This is a genomic window from Alteriqipengyuania triglochinis, assembly GCF_054655655.1.
This window is the reverse complement of the sequence record NZ_BAAHNC010000007.1, coordinates 1-12,796: the sequence shown is the minus strand read 5'-3', so window position 1 is coordinate 12,796 and position 12,796 is coordinate 1. Positions and strand designations below refer to the sequence as shown.

The following is a 12,796-nucleotide window of genomic DNA, read 5'->3' as shown; positions in this document are numbered from 1 at the left end:
TGAGGGATCAGGTCGCGACGAGCCGCGGGCTCGGCGTTTCGACCGCCTTTTTCTTCGTCAGCCTCGGCGCGGCATGGACCTGGTTCTTGCCCGCGCCCTTGGCTTCGTAGAGCGCGGCGTCCGATGCGGCGAGCAGGTCTGCCGAGGACTTGCCCGTTTCCGGCAACGAGGCGACGCCGATCGAGGCGGTGATATGGCAGCCATGCGGTTCGGACAGCCCTTCGACCCGCATGCGCACCTGCTCGGCCCGCATGATCGCATCGTCGAGCCCGCAGTCAGGCAGGATTACCAGCAGCTCTTCGCCGCCGTAGCGGCATACGACATCCGACGGGCGCAGCGCGCCGACCACATTGGCGGCGACCTCCTTGAGCACCGCGTCGCCCTTGGCATGCCCATGCTCGTCGTTGAGATGCTTGAAGTTGTCGAGATCGATCATCAGCACCGAAGTGGACTGGTGCTGGCGATGCGACAGCGCAATGAAGCGGTCGAGCGTGTCTTCCATGTAGCGACGATTGTAGAGACCGGTCATCGGATCGCGCAGCGACTGGGTGCGCAGCTGCTCGCGCAGCGAGATGTTGGACAGCGCAAGCGAGGTCGAATCGGCCAGAGCGCGGGCGATCCGCTGCGCCCGGTCCAGATTGTCGCACTTGCCACCGCGATCGCCCAGAACGAGCAGGCCGAACACCTGGCCGCGCGCCATCATCGGCACTTCGATGCTGGCGACATCGCCGATGTAGTGCGAACAGCACAAGGATTGTTCGAGCGGATTGTTGAAATGGTCCTTTCCGCGCTTCAGTGCCCAGCAGTTCGCGGGCACGAGGCTTTCGGTCGGCATGTAGCTTTCGGGCATGTCCCAGCAGTCGACAAGGTCGAGCCGGTCGCGCGAATTGTTGAATACATACAGCGCGACACCGCAGCCGGGCAGCAGCTTGCGGCTGGTGGCGCGTAGCACCTGCGCCGCATCGGAATTGCTGTCCGCCGACTGCAGCGTGTCCGTCATCGAGAACAATTCCTCGATCTGGTCCTGCGTTTCGTTGATCGATTCGACGTGCCGCTTGTAATGGGCGACCTGCAAGTCCTTCACCCGATCGCTGACGAAGCTCGCAATGATCGCGAGGCCCATCAGGAGGCCGCCGACAGCCAGCGCCCCGATCCGCAATTCGGCCGGCAGGGCCAGCGACCCGAGGCACGCCGCCATCGCGATGACCAGCGCGGTGCGCAGACCACCCTGAAGCATGGTGACCAGCTTCAGGCCCGCCCGCCCCTCGAGTACCGAATGTGACAGCATGGACGCCCCCCTCTTCTAGGCCGGTTGCTAGATAGGAAACGTAAAACATCGCTTAACCAGCGGAGAATTTGCAACAATTGCAGGATGAGAGGAACGCCACGCCGTCAACGCCGCGGGGCCGTGCGCGGGTGGGGACGACCGGTGTGCGAAGCCCGGGGCTGGAGGCGGCCGCACAAGGTGCCGGCTTCATGCCGCTTCTAAAAGAAATCACCCGCAGCCCCGGCAACATACCGCGGCGAGCATCGAGGGGGTTGCCAGCCGGGAATCTGACCGGGCAAGGTGACCGGCAATCATTAACGGATTGGCAGTTTTCACCGGGCAGAATACTGATGATTGCAAGTGACGGAAATTGCTCGATAATGATCTTGGTTGTCGAAGATGAAGCCGACGTCCGGGAGGAACTGGTCGAAATGCTCGAGCTGCGCGGTTTCGATGTCTGCGGAGCGGCGACAGTGGCGGACGGACTGGATACGGTCAGGAATGCATCGCTTCCGCTCACCGTGCTCACCGATCTTCGGCTGGGGGAAGGCAGCGGGCTGAACCTGCTGCGCGAGATCAGGTCGGATGTTGAATTGCGGCCGAAGGTGGTACGATCGATCCTGATGACGGGGCATATCGATCTGACCGAACAGGTGCAGCGCGAAATCGCGAAGCAAAATATCCCGCTCCTTTTCAAACCCGTGGATGTCGATGTGCTGTTGCCCTTGCTGAACCAAGACACCGTAACCTGATGGACAGACCTCTGTCCCGCTTTCCCAACTTGCCCGACCCGGCGGCCGGGCGGGAACCGCTTGCGCGCATGACGGCATCGGGCTGGGCTCTGGGGTTCGTATTCGTGGCCGTCGCGGTTTTCGCCAGCTCTTTCCGGATCGTGATCGCCCCCGGCTTCGAGATGTATCTCGGGCCGTTCTTCTACCTCCTCGCCTACCGGCTGGGCGGTCTCAGGCTGGCCATTCCCATGGTGCTGCTCACCATGGGGGCGTCGTACCTGTGGTGGGGGCATGCCTTTACGCTGGCCATGGCGCTCGCCCAGGTCCTTTTCATCGACCGGGTCCGCTTCGCAGGCCGCTCGCTGGCCATCGCGACGATCGTTTTCTGCCTCACGATCGGCGCAGGGTCGGCCTATCTCTTCCTGCACTTCTACTACAGCGCGTCCGGGACGATCATCGCGCTCGCCATCATCCGAAAGCTCCTCAACGAGGTGGTGATGGCGGCGCTGGTCGATCTGATCGTGTCGCTGCTGGCGATTGACCTGCGTGCTGGCCGGATCTCGCGCCTGCGTACGGTCAGCCTGACCGAACTGCTGCCTGCCTCGATCACGCTCATCGTGCTCACGTCAGCAGTGGTTCTGTTCGTGGACGGCGTGCGCAGCTTCCCACAGGCTTTCGCAAGCTTCCAAGCCGATACGGCGCTTCGGGTGGAGATGCGGATCGGCCGCGGGCTGTATTACGCGGAACCCTTCCAGGGACTGGCCGATCTGCAGAATTCAGGCATTGCGCATCAAAAAGTGCTGATCACGGACGAGGAGGCCAGCCTGCGCACGCCTGCCGCCATGGCCCAGTTCGGCTGCGAGAGGATCGACGACGGATCGCAGGTGACGGGCCCGAACGATCGCAACACCTTCGTCTACTGGGTCACGGCATGTCAGCTGGCGGATATCCAGCTGGCAGGCCAGACGTTCTACTATCTGTATTCGACCCAGCCACTCGCCGAGCAAGCCTATCGCGGCGTGTTGCTAAAGATGATCGGTCCGGGGCTGATCCTCGCCCTTGCCATCTTGCTCCAGCTGTCCCTCACGCGGGCAATGACGCGATCGCTGCGGGCGTGGAAAGAGGTCGCCGAGGGTTTCGGTCGCCCCGGCCTGGCCGCTCCCGGAAGACTGGCATTCGACGAATTCGAACAGCCGATCGCTGCGATCGTTGCGGCCAACAACAGTTTTGCCGGACTGGTCAAGGAGCGCGAGCGGATTGCCGGGGCGGTCGACGAACTCAAGAAGGAGATGGACCTCAGCCTCGCCGCGAATATCAGATTCGACCCGGCGACGGGCACGCTGCGCTTCCAGGACATCAGCATGGATCGGGTGGCCCAGGGACGCACAAAGCAGGTGCATCCCAACGACTGCAAGGTCTTCAGCGAAATGCGCCACGAGTCCGAGGTCTTCCTCGAGTTCCGCATGGCGGGCGAGGATACGAGCGACTGGTATCTGCTCGTCGCCCGGGATCTGCTTGCGCCGGGCAACTGGCGCTCGGGATGGCTGGTGCGGTTGCGCCAGTCGAAGCTGGCCCAGAACCGGATGCTGCAGCAGGCGCGGCTGGTCGAGCTGGGCGGCATGGCGTCGGCCCTCAGCCACGAGCTCAAGCAGCCGCTCTTCACGATTTCGCTGTGCGCCGAGAATGGGCGCCTGCTGCTCGACCAGGAAACCGCGGACGGTGTGACCCGCGCGCGGGGAAAAATGGACCGGATCAGCGAACAGGTGCACCGTGCCCGCGACATCATCGCCCGCATTTCCCGCTATGCGCGGATCGAAGACAGCGATCCCGAACCGCTGGACCTGGCCGATGTGATCAGCGCGACCCTTTCCTTCATGCGGCCCCTGCTGATCCAGAACGATGTGACCGTGCAGATCACCATGCCCGAAGGCGCGCCGCTTCGCCTTCTCGCGCCGCGGGTCGGGCTCGAACAGGTGCTGGTGAACGCGATCCAGAACTCGGTCGATTCGATATCGATGCGGCGCGAGATCGAAGGCCGGAAACTGACCGGCGAGCTCGAGCTCGCGGTCGCCCTGGCCGACGGCGGGCTGCAGATCAGCATCGTCGACAATGGCGTGGGCCTTTCGCTCAGCCACCCCGAAACCGCGTTCGATGCCTTTATCACGACGAAGGATTCGGATCGCGGCACCGGCCTGGGGCTCTACATCTCCCGCCAGATCGTCATGGAAATCGGCGGGAAGATCGACATCAGATCGCGCCAGTCACCCGAGAGAGGCGCGATCCTCACCATCGACTTCCCGGCATTCGTTCTCCTGCCCCCGGTCTCGCCCTCCCTCGGCAGCGAAGGGGAAACGGCGGATGCCTAGGCCCTGTGTGCATATCATAGACGACGACGAGGAAGTCTGCTCCGAACTTTACGGGGCACTGCTCGCGGCCGGATATGATTGCACATGGTCGACCTCTGCCGATCGCCCGACACGCCCCGCCAACCGCGATCCGGATATTCTCCTTCTCGATCTGGGCTTGCCAGATATGGACGGTTTTCAGGTCATCAGACGGCTTGCCGAGGCGGACCACCAGCCGCATCTCATCGTGGCCAGCGGGCAGGAACACAGGATCATCCAGATCGCGGTCCGCTATGCGCGGGACGTCGGCCTGCCGGTTCTGGGATCGCTGGAGAAGCCCTATTCGATCCGCTCGCTGCTGGCCCTGGTCGACGCGTTCGCGACGCCGAAACGAACCGTGGCAAGCAGTCCGGATACGCCGATCGGGCGCCTCGACGGGATCGAACACGAGACCCGAACCGTGTTCCAGTCCAAGCGCAGGCTCTCTGACCGGACGATCACCGGCTACGAGGCGCTGTTGCGGGTCGCGCTGAATGGCGAGCCCATCAGTCCGGAAACGATGTTCGGCGAGGGCGTGGAACAGGAGACGCAGCTCGCGCTGACGCGGGCGGTGCTGGACGACGCCTTGCAGTTCGGATCGCAGCTCCGCCGCGTCGGCACGCCAGCCCGGATGTCGATCAACTGCCCGCCTGCCATTCTCTGCTCTTCCGGGTTTCCCGAGATGGTGTTCGATGCCCTCGATCGCTGGCGAATGCCCGCAGCCTCGCTCATGATCGAGATAACCGAACAGCCCACAGGCCACTCGTTCGATGCCGTGGCAACGGCGGCCTGCCGTCTCGCCATGCGCGGCTGCGGCATCTCGATCGACGATTTCGGCCGCGGAACGACCAGCCTGGAACGGCTCTTCGATTTGCCGCTGCACGAACTGAAGATCGACAAGGAGATTTTCTGGAAGTGCTTCGAAGGGCGCGAGCCCCCGGGACTGCTCAAGGAGGTGATCCGCTATTGCGAGGAACGCGGCATTGCCTCAACCATCGAGGGCATAGAGACGATCGAACATTTCGATTACGCTGCCTCGCTGGGCGCACAACAGGGACAAGGCTATTTTTGGGAACGCCCGTGCGAGGCCGCAAGCCTTTCGAGATCGCCGAGGACTGCGTCGCCCGGACGCTGAGTGATGCCGTGAACCAGAACCGACATTATGAAGTCGAGCCCTTTTATGCGTAACATCTACATAGTCGACGACGACCCGATCATTCGGTCAGAGCTCTATTCGCTGCTCTCCATCTATCCCGACACGATGCTGCGATCGTTTGCCTCCGGCGACGATTTCATCGCCGAGTGCGAAGGGCTGCAGCCATCCGTCATCCTGCTCGACATGAACATGCCCGGGGCGAGCGGGCTGGACGTTCTTGGCGCCATCCGCGACCGGCCCGAACTGCTGCCGATCGTCATCACCGGAGCGGGTGACACGCAGCTGGCGGTGCAGGCCATGAAGGCCGGCGCGACCGACTTTCTGGAAAAGCCGTGCGAGCCACGGGCGCTGCTGAAAACGATCGACCTCGCGTTCGAAACCCTCGAGGAGACCGAGCAGGTCATCGCCCGCACCGAACAGGCACGCGACAAGCTGTCGCGCCTCTCGGCGCGCGAGCGCGACGTGCTCGAAGGGCTGATCGAGGGGAAGTCGAACAAGATCATCGGCTACGAACTCGACATCAGCCCGCGCACGGTCGAGGTCTATCGTGGAAAGATGATGGACAAGCTGGAGGTGCAAAGCCTCTCCGAAGCGCTGCGCGTGGCTTTCGCGGCCGGCTTGGTCGAAGCCTGAAAAGGGCCACGCGGCACAGGGAAAACCGCGTGACCCAATTTCGGGCTTGCGATGATCAGAAGCTGACCGTCACATCCGAAAAGATGTAGCGCGTATCGCCCGTATCGGGAGCGTTCGCAGCCTGTTCGAGGAAGCGCCCCTTGCTCAGATAGGCGCCGCCCAGGCCGAAGCGGACGGTCTTCGGCACGATCCAGTAGCCCATCGAGGCTTCGATCTGGGTACCGGCAAAGCGGCCCGCACTGCCCGCCGGATCCGCCACGCCCGTTTTCGCGAAGGAATCGCCGGCCGTCTCAAGCCATGCGAGCCGGGCGGAGAGACTGCCGTCGACGCGCTTGCTGGGCTCTGCCTCGAGGCGCAGCCCCGGCGAGAGAATGTTGGCGAAGGACAGCGGACCGTAATTGGCGGTCGATCCGAAGGTGCCGCGACGTGCGCCGAAAAGAGAGTCGAAGCACGTGTAGTTCCCGCCATCGCGATCGCCCGAGGCAGCGTCGAACATCGCCGCGACGCGCAGACCCGCCGGGCCACCCAGCGAACGGCCGACTTCGCCGTGCAGCATCCAGGCCGAAACGTCCTGCCGCGCGGCGGTTGCCGCCTTGCTCGTGCGGATCGTGCCCAGCTGATAGGCAGCCTCGAAATCGAAATCGAACGCCCCATCCTTGGGCTTGCGCACCAGACGCAGACCCGGGGTGTAAAGCTGCCGGTTGCGCGTTGCGCGATCGTCGCGATCGTCTTCGAGCAGCCCGTAGCCGTAGAGTTCGAGGGTCGCCCCCAGCCCGCTGAGCTTGGTCTGGTAGTGGGTACCGAACAGCTGCAGGTCGGTTCCTTCGCGGTCGAGTTCGAACTCGTTGTCGCGGATGGATGCGGCATCGCCCGGGCGGCGCTCCTGCGGCATGGTCCAGAAGGCGCTCAGCTTGTCACCGCGCTCGCCCTGCAGATCGAGCTTCGCGCCGGTGAAGGAGTTCGTCACGTTCGAGAAGCCGACCTTGCCCACGAGACGCCCCGAACCATGCTTCATCGTGAAGCGGCCCGCCTGCAGACCGCCCTTGAGGCCGCCTGCCATCTCGCCGGAATCGATCGCGACATAGGCCTGGATCGGCTCGATCACGTTCACCGTGGACGTGCCCGCGGCCGAGCCCGGATCGATTCCGTAGGCCCGCGCATCCTGGAGTTCGCCGACGAAACGAATATTTCCGGCGGCATATTCGGCTTTCACCAGCGCGCGGCTGGACCAGATCGTTTCATCGGGAAGCTTGCCCGGGCGGAACTCGTTTTCGATCCGTTCGACCCGCGCACGCACGCTGCCTTCGATCGAGAAACCGTCATCCTTTTCGGACTCGTCGGCGGCCAGCGCCGGCACGGGAAATGCCAACAGCGCCGCCAAAGCGACAAGCGAGGCCCGGCAACCGGAAGTGGCGCCAAAAGTCATAATCTTCTCCAACTGGAAATCGTCCTCGCTTTATAGGAAGAGCCGAAGGTGCCGGGCGCGCGGCGAGCGCATTTTCTTCGCGAAAAGGGCCGCTGTTCATCGCGGGCGCGCTCCGGGGCACAATTTCCCCCCGCCCGGCCACCGCCGCTCCAAACATTCTATAATGGGCGCACAATCTGTTCCGCCCGTTTCAACCAGTTATGGAGTGTCTAAATGCTGAGTCGCCTCAACGACTGGCCACTGTCGCGAAAGATGCTGATCGCCTTTGGCGCTCTGTTCATCGCCTTCGCAGCAATGGCCACGATCTCGTATATCGCCGAAAAATCCGCCACCACTTACGCGGAACAGTCCAACAAGCGCGGCCTGAACGCGATCACCGCCCTCGCGAAGGTGCAGGACCAGATCAAGCAGTACCGCATCCTCGTCTTCGCCCACGTCAACCGGATCAGTGAAGAGGATCGCGTCAATACCGAAGAGCGTATGGTCAAGGCGCACGACCAGCTTCATGCCGCGATGGAAGAATATGCGGAAGCGGCGGAACTGTCGGAACGTGAAGGTTCCGGGGTCGCTCGCGATTACGCCGCGCTCGAAAGCGCGGTGGCCGGGCTCGAGGCGACCAACGATGAACTCGTCGCGATCAGCAGCACCCAGACGCGCGAAGAGGCCGTCCAGTTCCTGCGCACCGACGCCAAGGAGGCCTCGCACGCCGCCATCGCAGCTGTCGAAGCGCTGGTGAGCGAAGTGGTGCAGACGCGGCAGGCTGCCTTCGAAGACGCAAGCGCATTCGGCAGCCGTATGGAAATCCTGTCGATCCTGATTTCCCTGTTCGGGATCGGTGCGCTCGCTGCCATCTACTTCGGCCTCAATAAGAGCGTCGCCAGGCCCCTCGCCTCGCTGGCAGACACGACGCAGCGTCTGTCCAGTGGCGCCGACCTCCCCGTGCCGTCGACCGATCGCGAGGACGAAGTCGGCCAGATCGCCAAGGCTGTCGACAGCTTCCGCCTGGCCGCCGCACAGCGCGCCGAAAACGCCATTCGCGAAGCCGAAGAACAACGCGTGGTGACCACCGCGCTCAGCAATGGCCTGACGTCGCTTTCCGAAGGCGATCTCACCAGCGAGGTGAAGGCCGACTTCCCACCCGCCTATGCCGAGCTGAAGACCAACTTCAACGAAGCCGTGGCACGCCTCCGCGAGATGATCTCGGCCGTCGGTGCCAGCACCGATGCGATCGGCACGGGTTCGCAGCAGATCGCCCAGGCATCGGAAGATCTTGCCCGCCGGACCGAAAGCAACGCCGCCAGCCTCGAGGAAACCTCGGCCTCGCTCGCCCAGATCGACGAGCGGCTCAGGACTTCGGCCAAATCGGGCCAGCAGACCGTTGCCCGCGCCGATTCCGCGATCACCACCGTCAAGGAAGGGCGTTCGATCGCCGACGATGCGGTGAAGGCCATGGGCCGTGTGAGCGAAAGCGCCAAGGGCATCGACGCAGTCATCGAAGGGCTCGACAAGATCGCCTTCCAGACCCGCGTGCTCGCCATGAACGCCGCCGTCGAAGCGGGCCGCGCCGGTGAGGCAGGCCGTGGCTTCGCGGTCGTCGCCGACCTCGTCAGCGCGCTTGCCATGCGTGCCGAGGAAGAGGCGCAGCTCGCCCGCGACCAGCTGACCGTCACCCAGACCGACATCGGCACTGCGGTGAGCGCGGTGGAGCGGGTCGACGGTGCGCTGGCCGAGATCACCGACGGCGTGGGCGAGGTGCACCACCTGCTCGGCGAAATGGCTGCCGACAACCAGACCCAGTCGGCTTCGGTCAGCGAGATCAGCTCCGCGATCTCGAACATGGACCAGTCCACGCAGCAGAACGCGGCGATGGTCGAGGAAACCTCTGCCGCTGCACGCAGCCTGATGAACGAAGTCTCCGCACTCTCCGAGCGGGCATCGATGTTCAAGACCGGCAATAGTCCGACCGCACTGCCGAAGCCGGGCAACGCGCCCGCCAAGGTCACTGCGCCGAAACCGGTTGCTGCCTCGCCGGCCAACAACCGCAAGGAAGCTTATGTTTCGCCGGTCGCGCCCCTGGCCTCGAACGGAGCGGGCAACGCTTCGGCCGAAGACTGGAACGACTTCTAGACTCTCGTCCCGTCAGGCCGGCCACTGCCCCAGGTACCCGGCCTGACGGCGCCCGCCGCTATCGATCAGCAGTACGAAACCCAGCAATTTCGTCACTATCCTGACCGAAGAGCACTCCGTAAAACTACGTAATACCCTCCATTTATACCCAACCGCCATCTCCATCGACGGCGTTCCTCTATAATGTTTCCAGGAGAGAGCAGTATAAAAAGGTCGCTGGAATACGTGGCCCAACAAGATGAGGTTTCTCTATGCACTGGTTCAGGACAATTGCGCCGATCAGGTTAAAACTGCTCGTGGCATTCGGTTCTCTTACGGCGCTGACAGCGATGGTAGCCATCGTCGGCGTCATCATGGGCGACGTCATCACCATGGTTGCCGGAGCGGCAGCCACTCTCCTCGCGGCGGTCCTGGGGGCGATCTATCGCACCAGCATCGCCGATCCCTACGTGGCCACAGTGGTCCGCATGGAAGGCCTCGCTGCGGGTGACCTCGACTCCCCGATCGAGTTCGTCGAGTACCAGGACTGCGTCGGCCGCCTTACGCGCGCAATGTTCACCTTCCGCGATGCCGCCGTCCAGCAGAAGCGGCAGGCCGACGAGCAGGCCGAGGTCGTGCGCGTCCTCGCCGCCCATCTGGCCAAGCTGTCCGAAGGCGACCTGACGTCCGAAGTGAATGCGCACTTCCCGGCCGAATACGAAGAGCTCAAGACCAATTTCAACGAAGCTGCGGCCCGCTTGCGCGAGATGATCTCCGCAGTTGCCGACAGTGCCGAAGCGATCGGCACCGGCTCGCGCGAAATCGCGCAGGCATCGGAAGATCTTGCCCGCCGCACGGAAAGCAACGCCGCCAGCCTCGAGGAAACCTCGGCCTCGCTCGCCCAGATCGACGAGCGCCTGAGGGCGACTGCAGGATCGGGCCAGAAGACCGTCGAACGCGCCGATTCCGCGATCTCCGTGGTCAGGGGCGGACGCTCCATCGCGAACGAAGCGGTTCAGGCAATGGGCCGCGTGAGCGAAAGCGCCAAGGGTATCGACGCGGTCATCGAAGGGCTCGACAAGATCGCCTTCCAGACCCGCGTTCTCGCCATGAACGCCGCCGTCGAAGCGGGCCGCGCCGGTGAGGCGGGCCGTGGCTTCGCGGTCGTCGCCGACCTCGTCAGTGCGCTCGCCATGCGTGCCGAGGAAGAGGCGCAGCTCGCCCGCGACCAGCTGACCGTCACCCAGACCGACATCGGCACTGCGGTGAGCGCGGTGGAGCGGGTGGACGGCGCGCTCGAGGAAATCACCGAAGGCGTCAGCGAAGTCCACACGCTGCTCGGCACGATGGCCGCCGACAACCAGACGCAGTCTTCCTCGGTGACCGAGATCAGCTCCGCGATTTCCAGCATGGACCAGTCCACGCAGCAGAACGCGGCGATGGTCGAGGAAACCTCCGCTGCCGCACGCAACCTGCTGAGCGAGGTCGGCGCATTGTCCGAACGTGCGGCGCTGTTCCAGACCGGCAAGGCGGTTTCCGGCAATCCTAGACCGACGGTCACCGCGCCGGCATCGAAGGCCCGGTCGCTTCCGGCCCCGGCAGGCAAGCCTGCGAACAGCTACGTATCACCTGTCGCCGCCCTGCCGGGCAACGGCAAAACGCACAACAGCGCGGACGACTGGAACGATTTCTAGGCCAGCTGCTCGGTAAGATCGGGCGAGACGGGCCGTCGCTTCGAGGGAAGCGGCGGCCCGTTTTCGTTTCCCTGCCCGCCCGGCGCAATGCACAAAAAAGGGGGGAGCGACAGCCAGCCTGTCGCTCCCCCCGATTGTCCTGCTGTGCGGCGGTCAGGCGCTTGCGACGCGGTGCGCGGCGAGCCCTTCCATCACGGAACGATTGACCTCGATCAGGTCGTCGATGCTCTCGCGCCCGGCGATGACTTCGCTCGAATAGCGATCGATCCACAGCGCGAGCGAGATGATCGAGGCGCGCAGCTGGGAGGGAAGTTCGTTGCCGGGAGACCCGCAATCGGCGGAGAACAGGTTCCACATTTCCCGATTGCGATGCAGCGTTTCGGCCAGTGCGGCCCCTTCCCTGCGCGCATCGCGGGCACTGATCATCTCTCCGGTGATCTGCCCCATCAAGCGATGCTCGGTATCGCGGGGCGCTTCGGAGAGCCGGCGAACACTCTGGTAAGCGGCAAGCGACATGAAAAACTCCTCTGGCGGTCTTCTCCTATTCTAGAGGAAACGCGTTTGTCCGTGATCCGATGGGCCTATTTTCCCGGCGGTCGCCGCCGTAATCCGCTGCAATCCCTCTATAATCGAAAGGTGCGAGCCGTTCGCACGATAGAGAGGACTTTTCATGGATCTGCCGACCCACCCTCTCGCGGGATTGCGGCTTGCGATCAGCGAGACGATCAATACGGCCAGGGTGGACACGGTCTATGCCATCGGCAAGCTGGATCCGTTTACCGAGGATGCTCTCTCCCAGTTCGCCAAGGATGGCGGCAAGATCGAGATCGCCGATTGCACCTGCGGCGTATCGGCCTTCCCGGTCAGCGGGGGATCGTGCGCCTGGATCATGCCAGCCGTTTCGACCTACTATCACACCTATCGCCTGCTGCATGGCATCCGCGCCGTGTGCAAGATGCAAGAGAAACCCATCCTGGTGCTGCGACCGCAGCTCGAAGGCGCGATCGCCCGCCGCGATCACTACCGCGACACGCCTGAAGTTCCGGCCGCTTGGCGGCACTGCTCCGAAACCTGCCAGGTGCACGGAGAATCCGTCGAACGGGCGGCCTTCAAGGGCGGCCTGCGCAACGGCGTGCTGACCGCGATGGAGGATTTCACGCAGGAGCTGTGGGATGAAGGGACCGCCCTCGCCTACACCTGCCTGCCCACGATCGGCGGGTTCTGCGCGCTGTTCGACGTGGACGCCGACTGGGCGGCCGAGCTCGCCTATCGGCTGGCCCGGTTCCACGACAGCGCGACGATAGCCGCGATGAGCAAGCAGGAACTGCTCAATTATCTGGACATCGTCGAGGGGCCGCGCGGGCGCCCCCGCCCGCCGGCGGTATAAAAAACACCGACC

The 12,796-nt window shown here is 63.8% G+C and carries 10 protein-coding genes; 7 read left to right on the top strand and 3 right to left on the bottom strand.

The window, feature by feature from the left end; genetic code table 11:
- Positions 1-7: 7 nt before the first annotated feature.
- Positions 8-1,288, bottom strand: a complete 1,281-nt coding sequence (locus ACYQ0L_RS14555; RefSeq protein ID WP_459790086.1) for a sensor domain-containing diguanylate cyclase — start codon at positions 1,286-1,288, stop codon at positions 8-10.
- A 188-nt stretch (positions 1,289-1,476) separates the two neighbouring features.
- Between ACYQ0L_RS14555 and ACYQ0L_RS14550 the strand changes: the two genes are divergently transcribed.
- From ACYQ0L_RS14550 to ACYQ0L_RS14535, 4 genes are all read left to right on the top strand, one after another.
- Complete coding sequence (locus ACYQ0L_RS14550; protein WP_459790085.1) at positions 1,477-2,019, top strand: response regulator; 543 nt, start codon at positions 1,477-1,479, stop codon at positions 2,017-2,019.
- A gap of 68 nt (positions 2,020-2,087) precedes the next feature.
- Positions 2,088-4,364 (top strand): sensor histidine kinase, encoded by a 2,277-nt coding sequence (locus ACYQ0L_RS14545; RefSeq protein ID WP_459790084.1) that lies wholly within the window; start codon positions 2,088-2,090, stop codon positions 4,362-4,364.
- Positions 4,357-5,517, top strand: a complete 1,161-nt coding sequence (locus ACYQ0L_RS14540; RefSeq protein ID WP_459790083.1) for an EAL domain-containing protein — start codon at positions 4,357-4,359, stop codon at positions 5,515-5,517. The genes ACYQ0L_RS14545 and ACYQ0L_RS14540 overlap by 8 nt, the downstream gene beginning before the upstream one ends.
- Before the next feature lie 45 nt (positions 5,518-5,562).
- Positions 5,563-6,171 carry a response regulator transcription factor gene (locus tag ACYQ0L_RS14535; RefSeq protein WP_459790082.1) on the top strand — a complete coding sequence of 203 codons (609 nt, stop codon included), beginning with the start codon at positions 5,563-5,565 and terminating at the stop codon, positions 6,169-6,171.
- Between the two features lie 55 nt (positions 6,172-6,226).
- On the opposite strand, the gene ACYQ0L_RS14530 is transcribed toward ACYQ0L_RS14535, so the two are convergent.
- Positions 6,227-7,540: an alginate export family protein gene (locus ACYQ0L_RS14530; RefSeq protein ID WP_459790081.1), complete on the bottom strand. Its 1,314-nt coding sequence runs from the start codon at positions 7,538-7,540 to the stop codon at positions 6,227-6,229.
- Positions 7,541-7,810: 270 nt separating this feature from the next.
- Here ACYQ0L_RS14530 and ACYQ0L_RS14525 point away from each other — a divergent pair, with 270 nt between their 5' ends.
- Both ACYQ0L_RS14525 and ACYQ0L_RS14520 read left to right on the top strand, forming a co-directional pair.
- Positions 7,811-9,724, top strand: coding sequence for a methyl-accepting chemotaxis protein (locus tag ACYQ0L_RS14525; protein ID WP_459790079.1), 1,914 nt, complete (start codon positions 7,811-7,813; stop codon positions 9,722-9,724).
- Between the two features lie 329 nt (positions 9,725-10,053).
- The gene (locus ACYQ0L_RS14520) at positions 10,054-11,397 is read left to right on the top strand and encodes a methyl-accepting chemotaxis protein (RefSeq protein WP_459790078.1); all 1,344 of its coding nucleotides are present in this window, start codon (positions 10,054-10,056) and stop codon (positions 11,395-11,397) included.
- A gap of 153 nt (positions 11,398-11,550) precedes the next feature.
- Here the strand turns inward: ACYQ0L_RS14520 and flaF are convergent, their stop codons facing one another.
- The gene (gene flaF, locus ACYQ0L_RS14515) at positions 11,551-11,913 is read right to left on the bottom strand and encodes a flagellar biosynthesis regulator FlaF (protein WP_459790077.1); all 363 of its coding nucleotides are present in this window, start codon (positions 11,911-11,913) and stop codon (positions 11,551-11,553) included.
- 154 nt (positions 11,914-12,067) lie between these two features.
- Here flaF and ACYQ0L_RS14510 point away from each other — a divergent pair, with 154 nt between their 5' ends.
- The gene (locus ACYQ0L_RS14510) at positions 12,068-12,784 is read left to right on the top strand and encodes a hypothetical protein (protein WP_459790076.1); all 717 of its coding nucleotides are present in this window, start codon (positions 12,068-12,070) and stop codon (positions 12,782-12,784) included.
- The last annotated feature ends 12 nt before the right edge of the window (positions 12,785-12,796 follow it).

Coding starts and splice junctions, on each gene's coding strand:
- ACYQ0L_RS14525 (WP_459790079.1), top strand. CDS start 7,811: ATGCTGAGTCGCCTCAACGACTGGCCACTGTCGCGAAAGATGCTGATC.
- ACYQ0L_RS14535 (WP_459790082.1), top strand. CDS start 5,563: ATGCGTAACATCTACATAGTCGACGACGACCCGATCATTCGGTCAGAG.
- ACYQ0L_RS14550 (WP_459790085.1), top strand. CDS start 1,477: ATGCCGCTTCTAAAAGAAATCACCCGCAGCCCCGGCAACATACCGCGG.
- ACYQ0L_RS14555 (WP_459790086.1), bottom strand. CDS start 1,288: ATGCTGTCACATTCGGTACTCGAGGGGCGGGCGGGCCTGAAGCTGGTC.
- ACYQ0L_RS14545 (WP_459790084.1), top strand. CDS start 2,088: ATGACGGCATCGGGCTGGGCTCTGGGGTTCGTATTCGTGGCCGTCGCG.
- ACYQ0L_RS14510 (WP_459790076.1), top strand. CDS start 12,068: ATGGATCTGCCGACCCACCCTCTCGCGGGATTGCGGCTTGCGATCAGC.
- ACYQ0L_RS14540 (WP_459790083.1), top strand. CDS start 4,357: ATGCCTAGGCCCTGTGTGCATATCATAGACGACGACGAGGAAGTCTGC.
- ACYQ0L_RS14520 (WP_459790078.1), top strand. CDS start 10,054: ATGGTAGCCATCGTCGGCGTCATCATGGGCGACGTCATCACCATGGTT.
- flaF (WP_459790077.1), bottom strand. CDS start 11,913: ATGTCGCTTGCCGCTTACCAGAGTGTTCGCCGGCTCTCCGAAGCGCCC.